The sequence below is a fragment of the Streptomyces sp. NPDC050759 genome, from assembly GCF_044456945.1.
Lineage (GTDB): Bacteria > Actinomycetota > Actinomycetes > Streptomycetales > Streptomycetaceae > Streptomyces.
Genome location: NZ_JBITGI010000020.1, coordinates 1 through 24,263, shown reverse-complemented (window position 1 = coordinate 24,263; position 24,263 = coordinate 1). Strand labels below are relative to the sequence as shown.

At 71.4% G+C, this 24,263-nt stretch carries 20 protein-coding genes and 1 pseudogene; 8 read left to right on the top strand and 13 right to left on the bottom strand.

Annotated features, from left to right (window positions below):
- Nucleotides 1–2: 2 nt before the first annotated feature.
- On the bottom strand, nucleotides 3–428 hold the full coding sequence (locus tag ACIBJB_RS39865) for a pyridoxamine 5'-phosphate oxidase family protein (RefSeq protein WP_398938500.1): 426 nt from the start codon (nucleotides 426–428) through the stop codon (nucleotides 3–5).
- 41 nt (nucleotides 429–469) lie between these two features.
- Here ACIBJB_RS39865 and ACIBJB_RS39860 point away from each other — a divergent pair, with 41 nt between their 5' ends.
- Nucleotides 470–1,792, top strand: coding sequence for a hypothetical protein (locus ACIBJB_RS39860; protein ID WP_398938499.1), 1,323 nt, complete (start codon nucleotides 470–472; stop codon nucleotides 1,790–1,792).
- Nucleotides 1,793–1,817: 25 nt separating this feature from the next.
- Here the strand turns inward: ACIBJB_RS39860 and ACIBJB_RS39855 are convergent, their stop codons facing one another.
- The 4 genes from ACIBJB_RS39855 to ACIBJB_RS39840 form a co-directional block, all read right to left on the bottom strand.
- Nucleotides 1,818–2,498, bottom strand: coding sequence for a response regulator transcription factor (locus ACIBJB_RS39855; protein WP_398938498.1), 681 nt, complete (start codon nucleotides 2,496–2,498; stop codon nucleotides 1,818–1,820).
- A 37-nt stretch (nucleotides 2,499–2,535) separates the two neighbouring features.
- Nucleotides 2,536–2,820 (bottom strand): hypothetical protein, encoded by a 285-nt coding sequence (locus ACIBJB_RS39850; protein ID WP_398938497.1) that lies wholly within the window; start codon nucleotides 2,818–2,820, stop codon nucleotides 2,536–2,538.
- 96 nt (nucleotides 2,821–2,916) lie between these two features.
- The gene (locus ACIBJB_RS39845) at nucleotides 2,917–6,591 is read right to left on the bottom strand and encodes a S8 family serine peptidase (protein WP_398938496.1); all 3,675 of its coding nucleotides are present in this window, start codon (nucleotides 6,589–6,591) and stop codon (nucleotides 2,917–2,919) included.
- 195 nt (nucleotides 6,592–6,786) lie between these two features.
- The gene (locus ACIBJB_RS39840) at nucleotides 6,787–7,956 is read right to left on the bottom strand and encodes a thiolase C-terminal domain-containing protein (protein ID WP_398938495.1); all 1,170 of its coding nucleotides are present in this window, start codon (nucleotides 7,954–7,956) and stop codon (nucleotides 6,787–6,789) included.
- Nucleotides 7,957–8,037: 81 nt separating this feature from the next.
- Between ACIBJB_RS39840 and ACIBJB_RS39835 the strand changes: the two genes are divergently transcribed.
- Nucleotides 8,038–9,270, top strand: coding sequence for an acyl-CoA dehydrogenase family protein (locus ACIBJB_RS39835; RefSeq protein WP_398938494.1), 1,233 nt, complete (start codon nucleotides 8,038–8,040; stop codon nucleotides 9,268–9,270).
- Nucleotides 9,267–9,737, top strand: coding sequence for a nitroreductase/quinone reductase family protein (locus ACIBJB_RS39830; protein WP_398938493.1), 471 nt, complete (start codon nucleotides 9,267–9,269; stop codon nucleotides 9,735–9,737). Before ACIBJB_RS39835 ends, ACIBJB_RS39830 begins: the two co-directional genes overlap by 4 nt.
- 73 nt (nucleotides 9,738–9,810) lie before the next feature.
- Here ACIBJB_RS39830 and ACIBJB_RS39825 read toward each other — a convergent pair whose 3' ends face one another.
- The gene (locus ACIBJB_RS39825) at nucleotides 9,811–10,446 is read right to left on the bottom strand and encodes a TetR family transcriptional regulator (protein ID WP_398938727.1); all 636 of its coding nucleotides are present in this window, start codon (nucleotides 10,444–10,446) and stop codon (nucleotides 9,811–9,813) included.
- A gap of 135 nt (nucleotides 10,447–10,581) precedes the next feature.
- Here ACIBJB_RS39825 and ACIBJB_RS39820 point away from each other — a divergent pair, with 135 nt between their 5' ends.
- From ACIBJB_RS39820 to ACIBJB_RS39810, 3 genes are all read left to right on the top strand, one after another.
- Nucleotides 10,582–11,334 carry a VOC family protein gene (locus ACIBJB_RS39820; RefSeq protein ID WP_398938492.1) on the top strand — a complete coding sequence of 251 codons (753 nt, stop codon included), beginning with the start codon at nucleotides 10,582–10,584 and terminating at the stop codon, nucleotides 11,332–11,334.
- A 170-nt stretch (nucleotides 11,335–11,504) separates the two neighbouring features.
- Nucleotides 11,505–13,853: a PQQ-binding-like beta-propeller repeat protein gene (locus ACIBJB_RS39815; RefSeq protein ID WP_398938491.1), complete on the top strand. Its 2,349-nt coding sequence runs from the start codon at nucleotides 11,505–11,507 to the stop codon at nucleotides 13,851–13,853.
- A gap of 73 nt (nucleotides 13,854–13,926) precedes the next feature.
- On the top strand, nucleotides 13,927–14,361 hold the full coding sequence (locus ACIBJB_RS39810) for a hypothetical protein (RefSeq protein ID WP_398938490.1): 435 nt from the start codon (nucleotides 13,927–13,929) through the stop codon (nucleotides 14,359–14,361).
- Here ACIBJB_RS39810 and ACIBJB_RS39805 read toward each other — a convergent pair.
- The 3 genes from ACIBJB_RS39805 to ACIBJB_RS39795 are packed head-to-tail and all read right to left on the bottom strand — an operon-like array spanning nucleotide 14,358 to nucleotide 16,688.
- On the bottom strand, nucleotides 14,358–15,143 hold the full coding sequence (locus tag ACIBJB_RS39805) for an enoyl-CoA hydratase/isomerase family protein (protein ID WP_398938489.1): 786 nt from the start codon (nucleotides 15,141–15,143) through the stop codon (nucleotides 14,358–14,360). The genes ACIBJB_RS39810 and ACIBJB_RS39805 overlap by 4 nt on opposite strands.
- Nucleotides 15,128–15,535 carry a Zn-ribbon domain-containing OB-fold protein gene (locus tag ACIBJB_RS39800; protein WP_398938488.1) on the bottom strand — a complete coding sequence of 136 codons (408 nt, stop codon included), beginning with the start codon at nucleotides 15,533–15,535 and terminating at the stop codon, nucleotides 15,128–15,130. Before ACIBJB_RS39800 ends, ACIBJB_RS39805 begins: the two co-directional genes overlap by 16 nt.
- Before the next feature lies 1 nt (nucleotide 15,536).
- Nucleotides 15,537–16,688 (bottom strand): lipid-transfer protein, encoded by a 1,152-nt coding sequence (locus tag ACIBJB_RS39795; protein WP_398938487.1) that lies wholly within the window; start codon nucleotides 16,686–16,688, stop codon nucleotides 15,537–15,539.
- A 105-nt stretch (nucleotides 16,689–16,793) separates the two neighbouring features.
- On the opposite strand from ACIBJB_RS39795, the gene ACIBJB_RS39790 reads away from it, so the two are divergent.
- Nucleotides 16,794–18,344, top strand: a complete 1,551-nt coding sequence (locus ACIBJB_RS39790) for a FadD3 family acyl-CoA ligase (protein WP_398938486.1) — start codon at nucleotides 16,794–16,796, stop codon at nucleotides 18,342–18,344.
- An 84-nt stretch (nucleotides 18,345–18,428) separates the two neighbouring features.
- Here ACIBJB_RS39790 and ACIBJB_RS39785 read toward each other — a convergent pair whose 3' ends face one another.
- Complete coding sequence (locus ACIBJB_RS39785; protein WP_398938485.1) at nucleotides 18,429–18,617, bottom strand: hypothetical protein; 189 nt, start codon at nucleotides 18,615–18,617, stop codon at nucleotides 18,429–18,431.
- A gap of 200 nt (nucleotides 18,618–18,817) precedes the next feature.
- Nucleotides 18,818–21,832, bottom strand: coding sequence for a BTAD domain-containing putative transcriptional regulator (locus ACIBJB_RS39780; RefSeq protein WP_398938484.1), 3,015 nt, complete (start codon nucleotides 21,830–21,832; stop codon nucleotides 18,818–18,820).
- 199 nt (nucleotides 21,833–22,031) lie between these two features.
- On the opposite strand from ACIBJB_RS39780, the gene ACIBJB_RS39775 reads away from it, so the two are divergent.
- On the top strand, nucleotides 22,032–23,279 hold the full coding sequence (locus ACIBJB_RS39775; RefSeq protein ID WP_398938483.1) for an amidohydrolase family protein: 1,248 nt from the start codon (nucleotides 22,032–22,034) through the stop codon (nucleotides 23,277–23,279).
- Between the two features lie 122 nt (nucleotides 23,280–23,401).
- Here the strand turns inward: ACIBJB_RS39775 and ACIBJB_RS39770 are convergent, their stop codons facing one another.
- Both ACIBJB_RS39770 and ACIBJB_RS39765 read right to left on the bottom strand, forming a co-directional pair.
- Nucleotides 23,402–24,034 (bottom strand): DUF2461 family protein, encoded by a 633-nt coding sequence (locus ACIBJB_RS39770; protein ID WP_398938482.1) that lies wholly within the window; start codon nucleotides 24,032–24,034, stop codon nucleotides 23,402–23,404.
- A 134-nt stretch (nucleotides 24,035–24,168) separates the two neighbouring features.
- Nucleotides 24,169–24,263 (bottom strand): annotated as a pseudogene (locus tag ACIBJB_RS39765) (GNAT family N-acetyltransferase); the annotation flags it as partial.

Sequence of the window (24,263 nt, the reverse complement as noted above, 5' to 3'; positions counted from 1 at the left end):
CCTCAGACGGTACCGAGGTCGGACGTCACCCACCTCTCGGGCCGCATCCGGATGATCACCTGCTCGCCGTGGTTCTTCGAGGCGAACTCCACGTACCCATCTACCTTCTCGGCCGGCAGATAGCGGGCGGACATCTCCCGGAGGTCTTCGACGCTGCCCGGCCGGGTGTCGACGACCGGCCCCTCCACGGACACGTACCGGATGGTGGGCTCGACGCGCTCGACCAGCAGGGAGAAACGGCCGGCCGCCCGGATCAGCTCGTGCTTGCGGGAATCGCGCCCGGTCATGATCCAGATGTCATCACCGGGCCTGTACTGGTACCAGATCGGCAGAACGAGCGGCGCGCGCCCCTCTCCGGCGTCGACCGCCAGCGCGGCGACATGGGGCTCGGCCAGGAACTGTTCACGTTGCTCAAGAGTCAGGGCCATACAGTTCAGGGTACTTCGCACACGTGAGGGAGGGATGGCCGGTGAATCGCCTGTCCGGTACGGCAGTTGGTGCCGCCGGAGTACTGCTGCTCGCGTCCCTCGCCGCCTGCGACTCCGGGACGCCGCACTCCTTCCTCAGCGTCCCTGAGGTCTACTACCTGCGCCCCTACGGCGACAAGTCGGGCCTCAAGGACAAGATGCCCTTCGCCGTGACCGCCGAGGACGGGAACGAGCCCGGGGTCCGCCGGCTCACGGTGGAGGTGGCTCCCGACGGGCGGGACGTGGTCCGGCTGAAGAAGTACGGCCCCTGCGAGGGCGACTCCGCGCAGCTGACCTGCGAGGTCGACGGCGACTACAGCAACTGGGCGGACAGTGCCCGTGCGCAGCCGCACGCGGTCAAGGGCGCGAAGGCCGGTGCGTCGGCCGTCGTCCGGTTCATGTACACCACGAAGGACGGCAGAAAGCTCGTCGCGCGCACCCGGTTCGTCGTCGGGGAGCCGGTGGTCGAGGCGGTGGCGCCCGAGTACTCGAAGGATCTTTTGCGGCCCGGCTCCGAGCTGGCCTCCCCGCTCGTCGTGCGCAACACCGGCGAGGTGCCGGTCAAGGGGCTGGGGATCGCGATGACCGTCAACGGGACGAGGTTCGCGCAGCAGTACGACAACTGCCGGTACCCCGGGCTGAGAAAGGGCCACCTCGCGGTGTGCGAGCTGCCGGAGGTGACGATCGACCCGGGAGAGACGCTCGTCGTCCGCCCCGCCATACGACTGCGCGTCCCCACCGCGCAGATGTATCCCTCCTACGGCCGGGACGTGTGGGCACTGGACATGGGCCCGGGTCAGTACCACAGCTTCACCAAGGGCGGCGGCCCCGGCGACGGACCGACCCTGGAGGCGGAACCCACCGCGGACACCGAGGGCACCTTCGTCGGGGGCGGCGGGGACACCCACCTCGTCGTCGACACCCACGCCGACTACCAGGTCTCCGACGTCGAGCTGCGCGGCGCTCCCGGCACCCGGCGCACCTTCCGCATCGAGGTCCGCAACAACGGGCCCGCCGACCCCGGCACCACGGCCGACCTGGTCTTCGAGCCGCCTTTCGAGCTGATGGTGGTGAAGGAGCCCATGGAGGAGTACGACGACGGCGTCTACCGGGCGTACTGCGACAACAACGGCTTCACCTACAACTGCGAGGTGCCCGACCTGAAGCCGGGCGAGACGCGCTCCTTCGAGTTCACGGCCGAACTCGGCGCCCCCGGAGAGGGCACCCTGAGCCTCCTGGAGAAGGACCCCTCCAGCCCGTGGGACGTGGGCCGCAGGGACCCGGACTCCTCCAATGACAAGGCGACCATCAGAGTCGTGCATTAGGGGCCGGGAGCGGCCGATATCGCTGTTACACCCACCCCCGTTGGGAAGCCCGCATCCCCAGCTGGAATCTGCTCGCCGCACCCAGCCGCTCCTGCAGCTCGCTCACCCGCCGCCGTAGGGTCCGCAGACTCACTCCCAGATGGCGAGCCACCGCCTCGTCCTTCATTCCGGCCGCCAGCAGCCGGATCAACGTCCTCTCGCTCTCGGAGAGCCCACCGTCGTCGACCGCCTGACCCAGCGGCGCGGCCTGCTGCCAGGCCAGTTCGAAGAGCTTCTGCAGGGCCTCGGTCACCGCCGAGTGCCACACCACGACGGCACAGTAGCCGCCGGCCGCGGAGGCGGTCAGCGGCAGCAGCGCCCGGCATCCGTCGACCACCAGCAGCTTGAGCGGCACGGACGGCAACACCCGGGCCTGCTCGCCGAGTTCGACCATCCTGAAGGCGCGGGACAGGATCTTCGGATCCTCCAGGCCGGTCGCCGAGTAGATCGCACGAGAGAGGATCCCGCGGCTGAGCAGATCGGCCTGGCGGTCCACCTGCGGACCGGCCGGGGCGAGATACGGCGGTGTGTCGAAAAGGCACACCTCGTGCTCCGCGCGCGCGTACATCTCCTCCAGGCGTGCCGCGATGGCGCCCTCGCCGGAGGCCACCTCGACCAGCCGGGACGGTTCCTCGCGCAGCAGCCCCGCCTCGTACGCGGTCGCCATCTCCTCGGCGGTGGCGGCCAGCAGCTCGGACTCCGTCTCACGCCGCCCTGATCAGCGCGCGGATCGCCACCCGGGGGTCGACGGCTCGTAACCCGCCCATGGAGTCCGGTGGTTGCAGCAGCCCGAGCGTGAGCAGCCGGTTGCAGGCCTCACGGACCCGGCCCGGGGAGGCACCCGTCAGCAACGCCCAGCCGGCCGCGCCGGCGTCGGGTTGGTTGAGGATGGCCTGGTACAGCACCTCGTCGAACGCGGAGACCCCCACCGCGGCCCAGGGGCTCGCGGCGGGGCTCTGCCCTGCCGTGTCGTACGCCGTGTTCACCATGGCTCGGCACGGTAGGCGATCTTTGTTAAGGCCGTTTGTCCGCCTGCACGCCGTTCACTTCAGGCCGTCTCCTTCAGGCCATCGACGTCCGTCCGTCTACTTCAGACCGAACGCCCGCAGCACGGTCTGGTCGACCGCGTTGCCGTTCCGGTCGGCGGCCCGCACGCGCAGCGACACGGACGTGGCGCCCTTCGGGTGCTTGAGTTCCAGCTCGCCGCGTTTCACCTTCACCTCCTTCCAGGACGTGGCGTCGTCGTAGGAGACCCAGACCTTCAGGTCACCGGCCGTGACGCCGCCCGACTGGTTCCGGACGGAGAGTCCGAGCTTCGACGTGTGCCCCGCTGCGGTACGGCCCAGGAGGTCGAGCCCGTCCACGTCGTAGTCGATCGAGAGCAGCGGCAGCGCCGTCCGCTGGTCCGTGTGCGCCGAGGCGAAGGACCACTCGGTGTGGGTGCCGGTGGAGTACGCGGCCCAGTCGGCCGTGCGCCGGGCGTCGAGCACGAGGCGGTACGAGGCCTTCGCCGCCGGGACGTCGAAGGTGCCGATTCCGCCGAGCGCGGTGTCGCCGACCAGTTGTCCGTCCGCGTACAGCGTGCCCTTCGCGGTGTCCTGGACGTTGTCCACCGACCCGTAGTGACCCGGTGTGGCGTCGCTCAACTCCGGGACGCCGAAGGTGAGTTTGTCGCCAGTGCGCTGGGAGAGGGCGTACTGCTCACTGGTCGCCGGGCGGACGACCGGGCGCAGCCAGTCCTCGGTGGGCAGTCTGCCCGCCTTGTCGAAGGTCTGCAGGGAATCCCACTGCGGCCTGTTCGCCTTCGTGTCCGGGTAGACGGCGTGCCAGATCCGGTTGTCGGAGACGTTGTAGTACTCCGTGCGCTCCGTGCCGAGCCGCACATTGTCGGTGGTCGCGATGTCGGAGCTCTGCCCGGGACGGAACCTGTACACGGCGTCCTTGCCGACCCGACCGGCCTTGTCCGCGTGGTAGCGAACCGTCTGCTTCACCGTGTTGGAGCTGTTCAGGTGGTACGTCTGCTGGTCCGAGACGGCGCCTGTCTGCGTGAACATCACGCTGTACACGTACGGGCTGACCGCGGTGCCGTCCAGCTTCAGCCTGACCTTCTTCCCGCTCTTCAGCAGGGCCCCGAGCTTCGCGCCGTCCTCGCCGGTGGCGGTCATCAGCGGGATGGTCGCGCTCTTCACCCAGGAGATCCAGTACCCGGGCGTCTCGTGGTAGGCGAGGACGTAACCGGCCCCGGCCGCGGTCGCGTTGGCCAGTGCCTCGTCGGCCGTCGCACCGGCGGCCACCCGGACGACCGCCACCTTGCCCTTGACGTCGAGCCCGTCGAAGTCGGCCGCGCTGCCGCTGCCCGCGTCCACCGCACGGACCGTGCGGGCACCGCTGAACCTCACCGGGAACCCGCTGGACGTCTGCGCGTAGTCGAGGGGCAGCGCGTACTTCTCGGGGCTGGTGACGCTCGCCGTCAGCTCCTTGGCGTACAGACGGAACTTCGAGGAGAACTCGAGCGTGCCTTCGGTGACCTTCTCGGTGGGCGCCACGTAGACGTGGTCGGTCCACCAGCCCTGGCTGTAGGTCAGGCCCCAGTTGCTGCCCGGGCCCTCTCGGTGCCAGGTGGTGCTGAAGCCCTGGAACTCGGAGTCCTCCTTGGTCTTCGGCTTGATCTCGACCGCCGTGCGGGCGTCGAGGACGACCTCGGTGTCCTTGTCGACCTTGATCTGCGGATCGCCGACGACCGAGGTGCTCATCTCCAGCCCGGCCGCGTCCCGCTGCGAGATCCAGGACGCCGTGGAGTACGTACCGGCCGGCACCTTGAAGGTGTAGCCGCCGCCGAGGTATCCGTAGGTTTCGTAGGCGCCGTTCAGTTCCTGCAGCGTGAAGATCGACGCCGAGGTGGACGGCTTGCCGTCCCGGCCCACCAGCGACAGCTTCAGGTCGTAGGTCTTCGCCAGCTTCTCGAAACCGATGGCGGTGGTGACCTGGACGCCGTCGGCGCTCGCGGTGATGTGGCCCGCGTACCGGCCCGTCGCCTCCTCGGCCGGGTCGACCGTGACCGAGACGGTGGCGCTGCCCTTCGCCGGGACGGTCACGGTGTCCGCGTTCAGGGCGGCGTCGGGGAGCGACGAGGAGACCTTCAACTCCACCGCTTTGTCGGTGGTGTTGGTGTAGGTGACGTCCTTGGTGTCGACTTCGGCGTCGCTCTCCTCGTACGTGCCGAAGCTCAGGGTCGGTGTCGCGAAGACGCCCTGGTTGACGGCCCGTACGGCGTCGACCCGGCCGTCGCCCTGTTCGAAGACGGAGTTGACGGTGTTCGTCTTCGCGGTGGTCGCCAGCGCCTGCTTGATCTGCTGTCCCGTCCAGTCCGGATGGGCCTGCGCGATCAGCGCCGCCGCCCCCGAGACATGCGGGGTCGCCATCGACGTACCGCTCGCGGTCGTGTAAGAGGCGTCGACCGGCGTGCCCATGGTGGTGCCGGCGGCACGGGCCGCTGTGATGGCCACGCCCGGAGCGGTGATCTCCGGCTTGATGGCGTAGTCGCCGATGCGCGGACCGCGGCTGGAGGACGCGGCCAGCTTGTCGGACTTGTCGACCGAGCCCACCGTCAGCGCCGAGTCGGCGATGCCCGGAGTGCCGATGGTCTGCTCGGACGGGCCGGAGTTGCCCGCCGCGATCACGAAGAGGGTGCCGGTGGACGCGGACAGCTCGTCGACGGTCTCACTCAGTACGTCCGAGGGGCCGGACGCGTCACCGCCCAGCGACATCGACACGATCTTCGCGCCGGAGTGCGCGGCCCACTCCATGCCCGCGATGATCCAGGAGTCCTGGCCGCGACCGTCGTTGCCCAGCACCTTGCCGACCAGCAGCTCCGCGCCTGGCGCCACACCCTTGCGCCTGCCGTCGGAGGCCGCGCCCGAGCCGACGATCGTGGACGCCACATGGGTGCCGTGACCGTGGCCGTCCTGCACCGCCTGGCCCGGCACGAAGCTCGTCGACTCGGCGATCTTCCCGGCGAGATCCGGATGACCGGCGTCCACGCCCGTGTCCAGGACGGCGACCTTGACGCCCTTGCCGTCGTAGCCCGACTTCCACACCTCGGGCGCGCCGATCTGCGGCACGCTCACGTCGAGGGACGCCTCGACCTTGCCGTCGAGCCAGATCTTGTCGATCCCCTCGCCGAGCTGTCGCGCGGCCTTCGCGGTCGGTGCGGTGCCGAGCGCGGGGGCGATGTCTGCCCAGAAGGCGCTCGACTTCTTCGCGCTGAGCGCGGCGCCGTTGATCGTGGGCAGCTTGAGGATCCGGCGAGCGCCGTCGGGGGTCGCGTTGCCCTTCGCGTACGTCGCGATCACCGGGGTGTCGCCGGTCTTCGCGTCGGCGTACCCCTGCTTCACCAGCCGGGTGACGTTGAAGAGGGCCGGGTCGAGACGGCCCGCGTTCACGAGCGGGATCGCGTCCGACGGTAGGACACTGACCTCGCCGTCCTTCTCGCTGGACAGGAAGGTGGCGGCCTCACGGCCCTTGCCGCGCTGGACGTCGACGGCGTACTTGCCGTCCGGTCCGGCGCTGAGGGACACGGTGTCACCGGTGATGAGGGTGACGGTCTGCGTACTCGTGGCACCGGTCCCGGCGCCGCTCCGCACGGGCGTGGATTCCGGTGCGGTGACCTGCGATCCGGAACCGGCCGCGGCGGGCGTGATCGCGCCCGTGAGCAGTCCGGCCGCTCCTGCCACGGCCCAGAAGGCATGGTGTCTTCGCATGGGTGGCGTCCTCCCCTGAACACTGACGGCGCTTCCGGCCTGGTGAGCGGAAGCCAGTGATCAGAGTGAGCTCTGCGCGGAAAGCGGCTCAAGGGAATCCTGTGGCCGAGGAGTGCCAATGCCCCCTTTGGCCAGGGCGATTGGGGGTCTCCGTGGACCCACCGATCAGGTGTCTGAGTTACTCGTAGACGGACCCTAACGCCCCAGCACCACCGTCCCCGACGAGCAGAACCAGCCCCCCGTCCCGGACGCCACCGCCAGCCCCGGCGCCGACCCATTCGCGCGCCGCACCTGCCGTGCGCCCGCCTCGCCGCGCAGCTGCCGTACGGCCTCCACCAGAAGGAACAGCCCGCGCATGCCCGGGTGTTGGGCGGACAGTCCGCCGCCGTCGGTGTTCACCGGCAGGTCCCCGCCCTCGACCTTCAGCCGTCCCTTCTCCACGAAGGCACCGCCCTCGCCCTTCGCACAGAAGCCGAGGTCCTCCAGCGTCACCAGCGTCATGTAGGTGAACGCGTCGTAAATCTGGGCGAGTTCGATCTCCTCGGGGCGTACGCCCGCCCGCTCGAAGGCCAGCCGTCCGCTCACCGCCGCCGGGGACACCGTGAAGTCGGGCCACTCGGACATGCTGACGTGCGAGACGTACTCCCCGGTGCCCAGCACCCAGACGGGAGCGGTACGGCAGTCCCGTACGTACTCCTCGGCCGCGAGCAGCACCGCCGCGCCGCCGTCGGAGCGGATGCAGCAGTGCAGCTTGGTGAAGGGGTCCGCGATCATCGGGCCGGCGAGGACGTCGTCGACGGTGATCGGGTCGCGGAACATCGCCTCGGGGTTGAGGGCGGCGTTGGCGCGGGCCTGGACGGCGATCTGCGCCAACTGCTCGATGGCCGTGCCGTGTTGGATCATGTGGCGGCGGGCCGCCATCGCGTACTTGGCGATCAGGGTGTGGCCGTAGGGCACCTCGAACTGGAGTGGACCGCGGGCGCCGAAGGAGAGGGTGCCGGTGCGGCGGCCCGCCCTGATGTCGGCGCGGGCCGTGGAGCCGTAGACCAGCAGGACCGCGTTCGCGTGTCCGGCGGCGATCGCGTCGGCCGCGTGCGCCGCCATGACCTCCCAGGTGGAGCCGCCGACCGAGGTCGAGTCGACCCAGGTGGGGCGCAGGCCCAGGTACTCGGCGATCTCGACGGGGGCGAGGGTGCCGGTGCCCGCGGAGGCCACACCGTCGATCAGCTCGCGGTCCAGGCCCGCGTCGGCCAGGGCGCGGCGGGCGGCCTGGGCGTGCAGGGCGTAGGGGGTCGCGTCGTCCACGCGGCCGCAGTCGGCCAGGGCCACGCCGGTGATCGCGACTTTCCGGCTCCCGGGGGGCATGAGGGCCTCCTGCCTCTGGGCATCTGGTGCGGGCGCTCCTAATATGACGGACCGTCAGATCGGGAGGGAAGAGGAAGAGCCATGGACGCTCGCTTCACCGCCGAACAGGACGAGATCCGGAGTGCGTTGCGGGACCTGCTGCGGAAGCGGTGCGGGCCCGGGGAGTCGAGGAGCGCTGCCGACACACCGGCCGGGTACGACCCGGCACTGTGGACGGCCCTCGCCGAACAGCTGGGACTGCCGGGGCTGGCGCTTCCCGAGGCGTACGGCGGTGTGGGGTGCTCGGTGACGGAACTGGCACTGGCCTGCGAGGAGACGGGACGGGTGCTGGCGGCCACGCCGTTGCTGGGCACGGCGGTGCTCGTGGCCCCGCTGGTGCTGGCCCTGGGGACCGAGAAGCAGCGCGCCGATCTGCTGCCCCGCATGGCTTCCGGCACTCTGACCGCCGCCCTCGCCGTGCCACCGGGGGCGGCGTTGGGACTCACCGGCGACAACAGGGCCGAGTGGGCGGGCGGAGGACGCGCGGGCGGGGTCCAGGCCCGGCGGTCCGGCGGTGCGGGTGGGGGGGCGGGGCGATCTCGTCCCGAAGGCCAACCCCTCTCTTCCGGCTGGCGGTTGTACGGCGAAGTCGACCAGGTCCTCGGTGGGCACAGCGCCGACCTCCTGCTCGTGGCCGCCCATGCCGGAGGGTTCGTCCGGTCCCGTACTCTCCTCTTCCTCGTCCCCGGTGACGCCCCCGGGCTCGTGCGCACCCGGCAGCGTGCTCTCGACGCCACCCGCCCTCAGGCCCGTCTCCAACTGCGCGAGGTGGAAGCGGAGTTGCTCGGTGACGATGACGGGGCCGATGTGCTGGGGGCCCTCGCCCGCACGGGGGAGACCGCCGCCGCCGTCCTTGCGTGTGAGGCCGTCGGGGCCGCCGACCGTGTGCTGGAGATGACCGTCGAGTACGTCAAGCAGCGGGAGCAGTTCGGGCGGGCGGTCGGGTCCTTCCAGGCCGTGAAGCACCGGCTCGCCGATGTGTACGTCCAGCTTCAGGCGGCCCGTTCCGCGGCCTACTTCGCCGCCTGGGCCGCCGTTCACGACGAGCGGCGGGTCGGTGGGCTCGCCCTCGCCCAGGCCCTGGAAGCCCTGCGGACCGCCGCCGCCGAGGGCATTCAGCTGCACGGAGGCATCGGGTTCACCTGGGAGCACGAGGCGCAGCGGTACTTCAAGCGCGCCACCGCGGACGAACTGCTCTTCGGCCCCGCGCACCGGCTGCGGGCGCACGCCGCCGACGCGGCGCGGCTCTTCGAGCGGGCGGAGGTGTCGGTGTGATCGGGGCGCGGGTGGTCCAGCGGGTGTCGTCCACGCGCGGCTTCGCCAAGGTCGCGCCGCATGTGATTCCGGCCCTGGACCGGGCCGTGCACCGGATCACGCGGGGGAAGTTCCTGCTCAGCGCGCAGATGCTGCCGGGGGTCGTGCTCACCTCGACCGGGGCGAGGAGCGGGTTGCCGCGCCGGACCCCGCTCGCCTGCATGCCCGAGGAGGACGGCCGTACCTGGATTCTCATCGGCTCCAACTTCGGCCGCGACGGCCACCCCGCCTGGACCGCCAACCTCCTCGCCCACCCCGAGGCCTCGGTCAGCTGGAAGGGACAGGACATCGACGTGACGGCGGCCCTGCTGACCGGGGAGGAGCGAGCGGCCGTGTGGAAGACCGCGCTGGCGTTCTGGCCGCCGTACGCCACCTATCAGGCACGGGTCGAGCGGGAGATACGGCTCTTCCGGATCACCCGGAGGTGACGGCCGGACGCACGACAGGCGGCTGTCCACCCGTGTGAACAGCCGCCTGCCAGACAGGACTCGAAAAGGGACGCTACTTGGTCGGCTTCCTGCCCGTGACGCCCATGTGCACCAACAACGCCAGATTCGGCTTGAGTTCGGCCTGCTTGACGCCCCAGGTCTGGAAGCCCTTCTGGTGCGAGGCCACCGCCGCGAGCATCGCGACGAGGGAACCCGCGATCGCGGCCGGGTTGACGTCCTTGTCGACCTTGCCCTTCGACTGGAGCCCGGTGACCGCGTCCACGAGGGAGTTGTTCACCGAGTTGAGGATCTTCATGCGGATCTTGTAGAAGCGTTTGTCGCCCTCGGCGGCGCCGAGGTCGACCACGCGCAGGATCGCGTCGTTCTTGCGCCAGAACTCCAGGAAACCGTCCACGAGTTCCTGCGCGGTCTGCCATCCCGCCTTGCCGACCCACGACCGGCCCTCGAGCAGCTGCGTCAACTGACCGCCCTCGGTGGCCATTTGCTCGGCGATCTCCAGGACGGCGCCCTCGACGTCCGGGAAGTACTGGTAGAAGGTCGCGGGTGAAGTGCCCGCCTTCCGGGCGACATCGATGACCTTGACGTCCCGGTAGGGGGAGGAGCTGAGCATCTCGCTGAGGCAGTCGAGCAGCTTCTGCCGGGTCGCCTGCCCACGCCGGCCGGCCACGCGGCCGTCGACGGTACGCACTTGTCCTGTCATGCCGTCAGCTTACCGAGGGGTGATCGGAGCGCGATTCGGCCGACTGCAAATGGGGTGCACGGGGCCGGGGAGACGGGTGTGCCTGGTCCTGCGGGGTGTGTGCGACGCCGTTACTTTGACGGTATGGCCGAAAACAGGGCATCCGCAGACGGAACGGGATACGGCGAGGGCGTCCCCTGCTGGGTGGACGCGCAGCTTCCCGACGTGGCCGCCGGACAGCGGTTCTACGGTGAGCTCTTCGGCTGGACCTTCCACGACCGGCCGGACGCCCACGGGGGTGCCGTGTGGGCCCACCACAAGGGCCGGGCCGTCGCCGCCCTCGCCCACAAGACGGACGGCCGGATGCCCACCGTGTGGACGGTCTACTTCGCCACCCCGGACATCGAGAGCCTCGCCGACCGGATCTGGGCGGCCGGCGGCCAGGTCGTCACCGCGCCCACGCCGGTGGCGGAGCTGGGGACGGCCGCGCTGGTCACCGATCCGGAGGGGGCCGTCTTCGGCCTCTGGGAGCCGGGCAGCCACCCCGGTTTCGGTGTGCGGCACGAGCCCGGCACCTTCGCCTGGGCCGAGCTGTACGCGCGGGACACCGAGGCCGCCAACACCTTCTACGGCGGGCTCTTCCACGACGCCCTCTTCGGACCCGAGGCCCACCCCGACTTCGGCCGCGCCCCGGTCTCCGACGTGTTCCCCGCCGAGATGCCGCCCCACTTCCTCGTGCACTTCGGGATCGAGGACTGCGAGGCCGCGCTCGGGACGGTCGGCCGGCTCGGCGGGCGGGTCCAGGCGCCGCCATTCGAGACGTCGTACGGAAAAGTGGCCGTCGTCACCGACAATCAGGGAGCGTCGTTCGCGCTTCTGGAGCGATCGGAGCGGTAGAAGGTTCCGCTTTGAGGTGAGACACCCCAATTGACCCCGGGTTCGCCACCGGGCCTCCGGCCAGGAAGAATCAGGGTTGCGTGCCGCCATGGCGGTGCGGTGGTGAGACGCTGCACGGGGTCGCGTACATATGTGGGTGGCGCGGCTTGTACGGGGAGGTGGCAGGCAGAGTGGTGGATCAGCTGACGCAGCACGATCCGCGCAGGATCGGGCCGTTCGAGGTGCTGGGACGGCTGGGTGCCGGCGGCATGGGGCTGGTCTATCTCGCGCGCTCGGCGTCGGGCCGACGGGTGGCGATCAAGACGGTCCGTACGGAACTCGCCGAGGACCAGCTCTTCCGGGTCCGCTTCACCCGTGAGGTGGAGGCGGCCCGGGCGGTCTCCGGTTTCTACACGGCCGCCGTGGTCGACGCCGACCCGCGCGCGGCCGTGCCGTGGCTGGCCACGGCGTACGTCCCCGCGCCCTCCCTCGAGGAGATAGTGAACGACTGCGGGCCGCTCCCGGCCCAGGCGGTGCGCTGGCTCGCGGCGGGCGTAGCGGAGGCGCTGCAGTCCATCCACGGCGCCGGGCTGGTCCACCGTGACCTCAAGCCCTCCAACGTCCTGGTGGTCGAGGACGGCCCCCGGGTGATCGACTTCGGCATCGCGTCCGGCGTCTCGAACACGCGTTTGACGATGACGAACGTCGCCGTCGGCACCCCTGCCTACATGTCCCCCGAGCAGGCGAAGGACTCCCGCAGCGTCACCGGCGCCAGCGACGTCTTCTCGCTCGGCTCCATGCTGGTCTTCGCCGCCACCGGCCACCCGCCCTTCCACGGCGCCAACCCGGTCGAGACGGTCTTCATGCTGCTGCGCGAGGGCCCCGACCTCGAGGGCCTCCCGGACGAGCTGCGTCCGCTCATCGAGTCCTGTATGCAGATGGAGGCCACGGCGCGTCCCAACCCCGCCGACCTCCAGGCCCAGCTGGCACCCCACCTCTTCGGCTCCGGCTCCGACGACAGCGGTACGGCGTCGGCGTGGCTGCCCGAGAAGGCCGTCGCCATGATCGAGTCGCGGCGCGGCGGGCGCCCGGCGCCCGCCCAGCCCGCTGGTGCCCGCAGCGGAGGCGGCCGCCCCGCCGTACCGCCACCGCCCGCCTACGACCCGCCGCAGCCCGCTCCCGTCCCCGTCGGCGCCCCCGACACCGGCCCCGTGCGGCTCGCCGGCGCCCAGGTGCCCATCGGGCCCGGACCGCGCGTCGCCGACGCCCGTGCCGCCGCCGTGAAGGCGCCCCCGCCGGAGGCCGGCCTGGTCGCTACCTGGTCCCGGCCGCGCCCCGGCGTCAACGGCACGGAACCCGCCGTGGGCCCCGCCGTACCGGCACCTCCGCCCGCGCCGCCGGAGAACCCGGGCGGCTGGCGGCCCTGGCGGTTCCGCATGTCGAACGACGTGTGGGGCACCCCGGCCGTCGCCGGGGACCTCGTCTACGTCACCTCCTTCGAGGTGCACGCCCTCGACGTCGGCACCGGCCGCCGCCGCTTCAAGACGCGGGACGTGGCCTGGTCGATGGCGGTCGCGGACGGCCGTATCCACGCCTCCGACGGCCCCACGCTCTTCGCCCTCGACGCCCGGGAGGGCGCCGACCAGTGGCGGCTGAACACGGACGCGTGGGTGTACTCGCTCAAGGCCGAACGCGGGACGGTGATCACCGGGACCCGCGGCGGCGGCGTACAGGCCTGGGAGGCCGCCACCGGACACAAGCTCTGGGAGCTGGCCGGCTGCCAGACCGAGTTCGAGTCCCCCGAGGCCGGACCCGCGCTCCACGAGGGCACGGTCTACGTCTGGCAGGAGGGCCGTCTGCGGGCCCTGGACGCCCGCACCGGCGAGGAGCGCTGGGCGTTCCCCATCGGCGACGCGGCCTCCTGCGGCGGGGTGCCGATCCGGGTGGCCCAGGCCCACGACGGGTTCGTGTACCTCTCGGCCGGGACGCGCGTCATGGCCCTCGACGTGGCGAGCGGACGGGTGCGCTGGCACTTCGAGGCCCCGGCGGTCTTCCTGTGCCCGCCGACCTTCGTACCGGGGGCCGCGGTCACGGGCGGCGGGGTCTACCTCGCCGACTACCTCGGCACGGTGTACGCCCTCGACGCGACCGACGGCCGCGACCGCTGGCGCATCGCCACCGAGGCCCGGACGTCCGTCGAGCCGGTGCTGGTGGCCGGAGGCCACGTCCATGTGGGCAGCGGCAAGGGGCTGTACACGCTGGACGCCGTCACCGGTACGCCGAAGTGGCGGTTCCAGGCGGGCGGGGACATCGTGGGGGCGCCCGCGGTGGCCGAGGGACGGATCCATTTCGGGTCCACGGACCACCTGCTCTACACCCTGAAGGCCGACGACGGCCGGCTGCGCTGGAAGCTCGCGACCGGCGGGGAGATCACCGGGTCGCCGGTGGTCAGGGACGGCGTCGTGTACGCGTGCAGCAAGGACCGGTGCGTGTACGCGCTGGACGCGGAGAAGGGGACGGGGACCGCCAGGGCCACCTGAGCGCGATGTCGGAGGCCCCCGTTAGAGTGATCGCATGCATTCACGGGGGCGTGTTCTCAGGTTTACGGCAGTCATGGCAGCGGTGGTGCTCGCGCTGACCGGGTTCTCCAGCGGGCACAAGAGCGGGCGGCACAAGAGCAGCCACCGGGACAGTGACGGCGGTGGTGGCTGCAGCAGCTCCAGCCAGAAGCACGACAGCTATACACCTCGCTCCACCAGCACCCGCAGCAGCTCGACGCTCAGGGACGGCACCGCGCTGGTGGTGAGCTGCGCGACGAAGGCGACCCCGTACTCGACGGCCGAAGTCACCAACCCGAACAGTCGCAAGGGCACGTTCAAGGTGTCCTTCTCCTTCGACGACAAGGGCGGGCACCTGCTGTCGGTCGAGTACCCGGAGGTCACGGTGCCCGCGAAAGGCACGGCGACCGTCCGTGTGAATGCGAGTGCCGCCCTTCTCAAGCACCTCGACCACTGCCGGGTCGAGCCGGAAGCCGACCTGGTGCGCTAACGCACCCGGAATCCGGACTGCCGGGAACGGAACAGCTCCGCCTGCCGGTCCGGCGGGAGATTCCCGAGCGCGACGAGGTGCGGCGCCTGCGCGAAGCCCTGTTTCACGGCGGCCTCCTTGGCCGCCCAGAGGGCCCGGACCGTGCCCTGCACCCCTTCCGGCGGATACCCGGCGATGACCTCGGCGGCGGCGGCCGCGGCGGCCAACGCCCCGCCCGGTGACGTGAGTTCGGTGACCAGCCCGATGGCGTGGGCGCGTTCGGCGGAGAGCCGTTCCGCCGTCCCCATCAGCGCCATGCGCGCGGCCTCCCCGTGCGGCATGACCTGCGCCATGAGCACCGACTCGTAGGCGCTGACCATCCCGTAGGTGGTGTGCGGGTCGAAGAAGGTGGCGGCCGGGTCGGCGACGAGGAAGTCGCTCTCCCCCAGGAGGTAGAAGGCGCCACCGCAGGCCATCCCGTTCACGGCGGCGATGACCGGTTTCCAGAGGTCGTTGGACTTCGGGCCGATGTGCAGGAGCGGATCGTCCGCCATGTAGGGGGAGCCCGGCTGCGGAACCTCGGCGTCCCGGTCAAGGCCCGTGCAGAAGGCGCGCTCCCCGGCACCGGTCAGGACCACGGCCCGTACGGATTCGTCGAAGCGCAACTCCCGCCAGGTGGCGACGAGTTCGTCCCGCATACCCAGGTCGATGGCGTTCAGCCGGTGCGGCCGGTCGAGGGTGACGACGGCGACACCGGTGTCCTTGTCGGCGGTGACCCGCAGGCCGGTCACGACAGCACCCACTGCGGCAGCCCCTCGGCGAACACCACGTGCACCCGGGCGCCGATCCTGATCCGGCCCGGATCGAGGGAGTTCAGCGGCGCCCCGGCCGCGGCGACCAGGTTCCCGACCAGCCGTATCCGAGGGGCCTCCTCCAACTCGACGACGACCACGTTGTACGGCGCCTGCGCCGCGTAGTCGGGCAGGAGGGGCGGGTGGGGGACGACGTAGGACCAGACGCGGCCGCGCCCTGAGACCGGGCGCCACTCCTCGGCGAACGACTGGCAGTGCGGGCAGCAGGGCCGGGGCGGAAAGCGGAGTTCCCCGCAGTCGGCGCAGGCCTGGACGCGCAGCTCGCCCCGGGCGGCGTACTCCCAGAAGGGGGCGCCCGTGGCATCCTTCACCGGTTCGAGCATGTCAGCTCCTGTTGGTCAGCAGCAGGGCGGAGGTGGGGACGCCCTCGCCGGCGGTGACGAGGCAGGTGGTGGCGTCCGGCACCTGGGCGGTGCTGGTCCCGCGCAGCTGCCGTACGCCCTCGTCGATGAGGTTGAAGCCGTGCACGTAGGCCTCGGACAGCCCGCCGCCCGAGGTGTTGATCGGCAGCCGTCCGCCGATCTCCAGGGCGCCGCCCTCCGTGAAGGCACCCCCCTCTCCGCGACCGCAGAATCCGTAGCCCTCCAGGGAGAGCGGGACGAGGGAGGTGAACGCGTCGTAGATCTGGGCCACGTCGACGTCCTGCGGGGTGAAGTCGGCGTGCTTCCACAGGTGCCGGGCGGCCGTCCAGGCGGGCCCGGTGAGCGGGTCGTCGTTCCAGTAGTTGACCATGCCGTGGTGCTGGGCGGGCAGGCCCTGGGCGGCGGAGTGGACGTAGACGGGGGTGTTCGGGCAGTCGCGGGCGCGCTCCCTGCTGACGAGCACGCAGGCCAACGCCCCGTCGGTCTCCAGGCAGTTGTCGAAGAGGCAGAGGGGTTCGCTGATCCAGCGGGAGGTCATGTACATCTCGCGGGTCAGGGGGCGGTCGTACATGATCGCGGCGGGGTTCTGGTTGGCGCGGTTGCGGCAGGCGAGGGCGACGTTGAAGAGGTGGTCGCGGGTGGCGCCGTACTCGTGCAGGTAGCGGCGGGTGAGCATGGCGATCTCGTCGGCGGGCCGGAGCAGGCCGAAGGGCCTCGTCCACTGGGCCGGGGTGGGGAGTTGGACGGTGGTGTTGGTCCAGGGGCGGGGCCCGGAGCCGCGCTTGCGCGACCGCCAGGCGACACCGACGCTCGCCTGGCCGCTCGCTATCGCCGCCGCGAGATGGGCGACCGTGGCACAGGAACCACCGCCCCCGTAACCGACCTTGCTGAAGAAGGTGAGGTCACCGAGACCGACGGCCTTGGCCAGCTCGACCTCGTCCGTCTCCTCCATGGTGTACGAGGCCAGGGCGTCGACCTCGCCGGGGGCGATCCCGGCGTCGTCGAGGGCGGCGAGCACGGCCCGGCAGGCCAGGGTCCGCTCGTCCTCGGCGAGGTGTTTGGCGAACGGGGTCCGTCCGATACCGACGATCGCCGTGGCGTCCTTGAGGGTCACGCTGCACGCACCTCCGCACACTGTGAGGCCTGCTGACAGCCCGTCAGGCTACAGCTAATCTGACGGGTAGTCAGCTCATGCGTTTCCGCTTTCGGGGAGGCCGATGTGGAGTGGCGGAGCATCCCGGAGCTGGTCGCCCGGGCCGCAAAGCGGTACGGCGACGCCGAGGCGGTCGTGGAGGGCCGGAACCGGGTCACGTACGGCGAGTTGGGCGCCCGCGTGGAGCGGGCGGCGGCCGCCTGCATCGCGAACGGCGTGCGGCCGGGCGACCGGGTGGCCGTCTGGGCCCCCAACTCCCTGGACTGGATGGTCTCGGCGCTGGGCGCGGTGTCGGCGGGCGCGGTCCTGGTGCCCCTCAACACCCGCTTCAAGGGCGCCGAGGCGGCGGACGTGCTGCGCCGGAGCGGGACCCGGCTGCTGTTCGTTACCGGCACCTTCCTGGGGACGTCGTACGTCGCGTCCCTGCGCCGGGCGGTCGCGGAGGGTCCGGCGCTGCCGGAGCTGGAGCAGGTGGTGGTGCTGTCGGACGACGCCCCGGCGGACTTCCGTACCTGGAAGGACTTCCTGGCGAGCGGGGACGGGGTCGGGCAGGCCGAGGTACGGGCGAGGGCCTCGGCGGTCGAGGGCTCCTGGCCCTCGGACATCGTCTTCACGTCCGGCACCACCGGCCGCCCCAAGGGCGCGGTGATCACCCACGAGCAGACCCTGCGGGCGTACGACGTCTGGTGCGAACTGGCCGGGCTGCGGCAGGGCGACCGCTACCTCATCGTGAACCCGTTCTTCCACACCTTCGGTTACAAGGCCGGGGTGATCGCCTGCCTGATGCGCGGGGCGACGATGATCCCGCAGCCGGTGTTCGACGTCGACACCGTACTGGCGAACATCGCGGCGGAACGCGTCTCGGTACTGCCGGGCCCGCCGACCCTCCACCAGTCGCTCCTCGACCATCCGGCGCGGTCCTCCTACGACCTGTCCGCCCTGCGCCTGGTGGTGACGGGCGCGGCGGTCGTGCCGCTGCGTCTGGTCGAGCAACTGCACGGCGAGCTCGGCGTGGAGACGGTCCTGACCGCGTACGGCCTCTCGGAGGCGAGCGGCATCGTGACGATGTGCCGGCGCGGCGACCCGCTGCCGGTGATCGCGTCGACGTCCGGGCGGGCCATCCCCGGGACGGAGGTGCGGGTCGAGGCGCCGCCCGGCGAGCCCGGCGAGGTCCTGGTCCGCGGCTTCAACGTGATGCGCGGCTACTACGAGGACGAGGCGGCCACCGCGGAGGCCGTGACGGAGGACGGCTGGCTGCGCACGGGTGACATCGGCGTCCTGGACGCGGCCGGCAACCTGCGGATCACCGACCGGCTGAAGGACATGTTCATCGTGGGCGGCTTCAACGCCTACCCGGCGGAGATAGAGCAACTGCTCGGGCTGCACCCGGCGGTGGCCGACGTGGCGGTCGTCGGCGTACCCGACGCACGGCTCGGCGAGGTCGGCAAGGCGTACGTGGTCCGCCGCCCGGGCTCGGTCCTCACCGCCGACGACCTCATCGCCTGGGCCCGCCGGGAGATGGCGAACTACAAGGTGCCGAGGACCGTGGAGTTCGTGGCGACGCTGCCCAGGAACGCGAGCGGGAAGGTGGTCAAGGGGGAGCTGCGCCGGCCCTGAGCGACCGCCCCCCGGACACGCCTCGGCCGCGACGGCTCCCCCTCCGCGCCGCCGCGGCCGATCCCCGTGCGAGGAAAGTCCTGGTCAGGCCTTCTCGTCCGTGGCGTGGTTGTCGAGCGGCTTGACCGTGCCGTCCGTCGTGCCGGCGGCCAGGGTGACGACCTTCTCGGCGTCCGTGGCGTGGTTGTCGAGCGGCTTGACCTCGTCCTCGGTCCCCGTGGCGTGGTTGTCGAGCGGCTTGATGGTGCCGTCCTGCTTCTCGGTTGCACTCATGGGTGGTGACTCTCCCGTTCGTGTGATGGGCGATGCCCGCCCGGCGACTCCCCCGAGGGCCGCCGGGCGGGCATGTCAGGGTCGGTAACCCTAGCGATGGAGGCCACCGCTGACCCGTCTGCCCCCCGACGCGACGGATCGACAACCTGAGGGTGCCGTGCGGCGATAAACGAACGATGAACGCCGGTCCGCCGGGCGCCCTACACGGTGGCCGACGGGGTGAGCAGGAGCCGGACGTCGGCCGCTTCGGGCGAGCCCAGCTGCTCGAAGATGCCGAGCGCCTCCTGCCAGCACGCCTCCGCCCGGCCGGGCTGCCCGAGCCCGCTGAGGGCGCGGCCGAGGACCGTCAGGACGTTGCCGCGCCGCCACTCGCCGCCGATGCCCCGCAGTACGGCCAGGGCCTGCTCGGTCAGAGCGGCGGCCTGCGCGGGACGGTGGCCGGCGAGGTGCGCCTCGGCGAGCCGGAAGAGCGTCATGCCCTCCCACAGCCGCTGCCGGCTGTCACGGAAGACCTCGAGCGCCTCCGTCAGCCGGTCCACGGCGGCGTCCAGGCGCCCCTGCCCGGTGAGCGCCAGGCCCAGCGCGTACCGGCCGTTCGCGCCGCGCAGCGCATGCCCCAGCCGGTCGTAGATGACGATGCCCTGCTGGGCGAGTTCCACCGCACTGGTGCTCTGCCCCATGGCCAGGTGGATGCGGGAGAGGTTGCACAGCGCGCTGGCCTCGCCCGCGAGGTTCCGGTCGAGCCGGAAGCTCTCGATGGCCTCCTTCAGGTACGCCTCGCCCTCGGGGTGGCGCCCTTGGTAGAGCGCGATGATGCCGCGGTCGTTGGCGGCCCAGCAACGGGGTGCCAGGTCGTCCGCCGCGCGGGCGAGCTCCATGGCCAGACGGGCCTCCGTGTCGGCCTGCTCGAAGCGGCCGGCGACGAGATGGACGTTGGTCAGCGTGGTGAGCGCACGCGCGCGGCTGCGCGGGTCGTCCGCCGCGTCGGCCGCGTCCCGCAGGGCGACGGCGGCGACCTCGTACTGCTTCGAGTTGGCCCCCGACTCGGCCAGGTCCTTCGCCACCCACAACAGATCCACCGCGCGTCGCAGCAGGGCCCCCTTGGCGCACTGCTGGACGAAGGCGAGCAGGGCGTTGGCCTCCGCGTACAGCCAGTCCTGGGCGGTGTGGCGGTCCCCGAAGGACAGCCCGGGGTAGCGGATCTCCTCCAGGTGCTCCACCAGCCGGTCGCCGGGCCGCTCGAGGGCGTACACGGCCGCCGCGGTCGCGAGATAGAAGTCCAGCAGCCGCGACAGCGCGGCCTCACGCTCGCTCGGCGGCCACTCGTCCCGCTCGGCGCACGCACGCGCGTAGAGCCGTACGAGATCGTGGAACCGGTAGCGGCCGGGCGCCGCCGATTCCAGCAGGGAGGTGTCGACCAGGGCCTCCAGGAGGTCCTCGGTGTCCTCGACGGGCAGGTCCAGTACGGCGGCGGCCGCGGCCAGCGAGATGTCCGGGCCGTCGGCGAGGCCCAGCAGCCGGAAGGCGCGGGCCTGGGCGGGCTCCAGCTGGCCGTAGCCGAGTTCGAAGGTGGCCTTCACGGCGAGGTCACCGGCCTGCAACTCGTCCAGCCGCCGCCGCTCGTCCGCGAGCTTCGCCGCGAGGACGGACACCGTCCAGGTGCGGCGGGCCGCCAGACGGGAGGCGGCGATGCGGATGGCGAGCGGGAGGAATCCGCAGGCGGCGACCACGTCGAGGGCGGCCTTGCGCTCGGAGGCGACCCGTTCCTCACCGACGATCTTGGTGAACAGCTGGAGGGCCTCCTCGGGGGACATCACGTCCAGGTCGACCAGATGGGCCCCGGCGAGGTCGACCATGCGGACCCGGGAGGTCACCAGGGCCGCGCAGCCTTCCGTGCCCGGCAGCAGAGGCCGTACCTGGGCCGCGTCGCGCGCGTTGTCGAGCAGGACGAGGACCCGGCGGCCGTCGAGGACCGAGCGGTACAGGGCGGACCGCTCCTGGAGGGAGTCCGGGATCGCGGAGTCGGCGGTGCCGAGGGCTCTGAGGAAGGCGCCCAGGACCGTCTCCGGCTCGGCCGCCCGGGAGCCCGCGCCCTGGAGGTCGACGTAGAGCTGCCCGTCGGGGAAGGCCGCGCGGCACTGGTGGGCCACGTGCACCGCGAGGGTCGTCTTGCCGACGCCGCCGATGCCGGCCAGCGCGGAGACCGCCATCACGCGGCCCTCGGAGCCGGAGGCGAGCACCTGGCTCAGTTCGGTGACGAAGGACGCGCGGCCGGTGAAGTCCGGGACGGTCGCCGGGAGTTGTGCGGGCCGGACGGGCGCGGCGACCGGTTCGGGCTGCGGGGAGGAGGGGGCCGCGAGGCCGGGGTCGGCCTGGAGGATGCGCTGCTGGAGTTCGCGCAGGCCGGGGCGGGGGTCGACGCCGAGTTCGTCGGCGAGCAGGCGGCGGGTGTCGGCGTAGACCGCGAGGGCCTCGGCCTGCCGGCCGCTGCGGTAGAGGGCGAGCATGAGGAGTTCCCTGAGCCTCTCGCGCAGGGGGTGCTCGGCGGTGAGGGCGGTGAGTTCGGAGACGGCCTCCGCGTGGCAGCCCTGCTCCAGGTCCATCTCGAGGCGGGTTTCGAGGAGTTGCAGCCGCCACTCCTGAAGGCGCACGCGCTGTGCCTCGGCGTACGGCCCCGGCACGCCCGCGAGCACTTCGCCGTCCCACAGGGCCAGCGCCCGGGTCAGCGCGTTGCGCGCCTGGCACAGGTCAGCGGTGTTGCGGGCCTTCTCCGCCTCGGTGGCGAGTTCCTGGGCGGCGGCCAGGTCGAGCGCGTCCTCGCCGAGCCCGCGGATCGCGTACCCGCCGGACTCGCTGACCAGGATCCCGGGGTCGAGGATCTTGCGGAGCCGGGAGGCGTACGTGCGCACGGCGGCCAGCGCCTGCGACGGGGGCTCGTCGCCCCACAGGGCGTCGATCAGCTCGGCGGCGGTCGCGGTACGGCCCTCGCGCAGCAACAGGGCGGCGAGGAGGGCGCGTTGCTGCGGCGAACCGGTGTTCAGCAGCTCCTCGCCGCGCCGGGCCCGCACGGGGCCGAGCACGCTGAAGCGCAGGGGCGGGGGTGTTGCCGCGGGGCTGGTGTCCTGCCCGGCTCCCGCCACCGACCCCATGTCCTCCCCGGCCCCCGTCGAGGAGCCGGGACGCCTCTGCTCCGGCACCCGCGGTACACCGTCCATCGCCGTCCCCCTAGGGCCTGTTTACAACCCCGTCAGTTTGCCTTGTCCATGGCGGATGCGTCAGCTGTGGGGAGGCTGATCACAGATGGGCGCGCGGTATATCACAAGGCCCTCACTCTCTCTCCGCACACTTCCGCACAGAAACCGGCGCCATCGGCCACCGCACACCCAGCTGACGGACCGTCAGATCGGCGCTACCGTGAGCGCCATGGAGACCACGACGGCACTTCCGAAGATCATTTCCGTCGACGACCACACGGTGGAGCCCTCCGACGTCTGGCAGAACCGGCTCCCGAAGAAGTACCTCGACACCGGCCCTCGCGTCGTCCGCGCCCCGCTCAAGGAGATCAGCTTCCTGGGCGGCCGTTTCAAGCCCGTGATGGGTGCCCCCGGGGACGACGGCCCCCTCGGCGACTGGTGGCTGTACGAGGGACTCCAGCGCCCCCTCACCCGCCTCGACACGGCGGTCGGCTACAGCAGGGACGAGATCAAGCTGGAGGTCATCACCTACGAGCAGATGCGCCCGGGGTCGTACGACGTTCCCGCCCGCCTCGCCGACATGGACGTCAACCACGTCCAGTCGGCGGTCTGCTTCCCGACCTTCCCGCGCTTCTGCGGCCAGACCTTCACCGAGGCCAAGGACCACGAGCTGGGCCTGCTGTGCGTCCAGGCCTACAACGACTGGATGGTGGAGGAGTGGTGCGGGCCGGCGGCCCAGGGGCGCCTCATCCCCCTCACCCTCATCCCGCTCTGGGACGCCGAGCTGGCCGCCGCCGAGGTCCGCCGCAACGCCGCCCGCGGCGTCCGCGCCGTCGCCTTCTCCGAGATACCCCCGCACCTGGGCCTGCCCTCCGTCCACTCCGACGACTGGGACCCCTTCCTCGCCGCCTGCGACGAGACCGGCACGGTCATCTCGATGCACATCGGCTCCAGCAGCCGTATGCCCTCCACCTCCGCCGACGCCCCGCCCGCCGTCGGCTCCACGATCACCTTCGCCAACTGCTGCTTCTCGATGGTCGACTGGCTGATGAGCGGCAAGTTCGAGCGCTTCCCGAACCTCAAGGTCATGTACGCGGAAGGCCAGATCGGCTGGATCCCCTACATCCTGGAGCGCGCCGACGTCGTCTGGGAGGAGAACCGCGGCTGGGGCGGCGTCGCCGACAAGGTCCACCGCCCGCCGTCCGAACTCTTCACCGAGCATGTCTACGGCTGCTTCTTCGACGACGCCTTCGGCCTGAAGAACCTCGACGCGATCGGCGTGGGCAACGTGTTGTACGAGACCGACTACCCGCACTCCGACTCGACGTGGCCGAAGTCCCGCGAGGTCGGCGAGGCCCAGATGGGGCACCTGGACGCCGACGTCGTGGAGCGGATCGTCCGCGGCAACGCCATCGACCTGCTGGGGCTGACCGCCGACGGCCTGTGGGCGGGGCCGGCCGGCCGGTGAGGCGACCGGCACCGCCCACTTGCCTCGGCCAAGTGGCCGTTTGGCTGCATGCCGTCTGATGACGGCGGGAGCATGCGCTGGATGTGCGAGTTCCTCCCGTGCCGCGCGGCGCCCTCGTGACGTCAGGCGGCGCGCTTGACATGGCGGACCAGCCACATCAGCAAGGTGTCCAGGTCGGCGGCGGCCGAGAGGACCCGGTCGACCGCCTCGGGGGTGTGCAGCCACTTCTCACAGCCGAGGGGGCGGGCGGCGATCAGCGAACGGTGGCGCAGCAGGTTCGTACGGGGGTGGTCCGTCGGGTAGCCGCGCGGGGGGCGTTTCATCACGTCCCCGGAGATGTCGTAGCCCTTGTTCCGTACGTCCTCGACGATGGCGGACAGTTCGCGGCCGCTCCTCTCGGAGGCCACGGCTTTGCGGAACGTGTCCACCTGGCCGGGGTCGGGGTACCACCAGGCGCCCTGGATCCGCAGGCCGTCCAGGTCGAACCGGAGATTGATCTCGATCTTGCGGCCGAGTCGGATCACCGCGCCCTGGTGCTGCCACCACCAGGAGTTGGTGCGGTAGTGCCAGACGGAGAAGTCCTCGTACCGGGGGTCGGTGTCCGCGACCTCGTTGAGCAGCGCGATCATCGGCTGTCGGACCAGGCGTTCGCGGTCCGCGCGGTAGAGCTCGCGGGTCGCGTGGGTCGGTTCGCCCTGGAGCTGCCACAACACGTCCATGGCCTGCTCCGGCCAGCCGGTGAACTGTCCGCGCATGCGGGCAGGTTAGCCCACCCATGCTCCGCGCGCGGAGACTGAGACGGGTAGGGAGGCATGGCCCCGGACAAGGTGGGAGGTGCTGCGGCGGGGTTCGTCGGCCAGTCGACAAGCTTGATCGTTTGAGGAGACGTTCAACTGGACGGCGTGGCGGGGGACCGCTGGCCGAGCCACTGCTCGGCGTCCCAGGCATGGAACCGCTCTGCCTCGGTGAACCCCAGCTTTGCCG

Coding starts and splice junctions, on each gene's coding strand:
- ACIBJB_RS39785 (WP_398938485.1), bottom strand. CDS start 18,617: ATGAGTGCAACCGAGAAGCAGGACGGCACCATCAAGCCGCTCGACAAC.
- ACIBJB_RS39835 (WP_398938494.1), top strand. CDS start 8,038: ATGGACGCTCGCTTCACCGCCGAACAGGACGAGATCCGGAGTGCGTTG.
- ACIBJB_RS39840 (WP_398938495.1), bottom strand. CDS start 7,956: ATGCCCCCCGGGAGCCGGAAAGTCGCGATCACCGGCGTGGCCCTGGCC.
- ACIBJB_RS39780 (WP_398938484.1), bottom strand. CDS start 21,832: ATGGACGGTGTACCGCGGGTGCCGGAGCAGAGGCGTCCCGGCTCCTCG.
- ACIBJB_RS39855 (WP_398938498.1), bottom strand. CDS start 2,498: ATGGCGACCGCGTACGAGGCGGGGCTGCTGCGCGAGGAACCGTCCCGG.
- ACIBJB_RS39820 (WP_398938492.1), top strand. CDS start 10,582: ATGGCCGAAAACAGGGCATCCGCAGACGGAACGGGATACGGCGAGGGC.
- ACIBJB_RS39845 (WP_398938496.1), bottom strand. CDS start 6,591: ATGCGAAGACACCATGCCTTCTGGGCCGTGGCAGGAGCGGCCGGACTG.
- ACIBJB_RS39850 (WP_398938497.1), bottom strand. CDS start 2,820: ATGGTGAACACGGCGTACGACACGGCAGGGCAGAGCCCCGCCGCGAGC.
- ACIBJB_RS39800 (WP_398938488.1), bottom strand. CDS start 15,535: ATGCTCGAACCGGTGAAGGATGCCACGGGCGCCCCCTTCTGGGAGTAC.
- ACIBJB_RS39770 (WP_398938482.1), bottom strand. CDS start 24,034: ATGCGCGGACAGTTCACCGGCTGGCCGGAGCAGGCCATGGACGTGTTG.
- ACIBJB_RS39810 (WP_398938490.1), top strand. CDS start 13,927: ATGGCAGCGGTGGTGCTCGCGCTGACCGGGTTCTCCAGCGGGCACAAG.
- ACIBJB_RS39865 (WP_398938500.1), bottom strand. CDS start 428: ATGGCCCTGACTCTTGAGCAACGTGAACAGTTCCTGGCCGAGCCCCAT.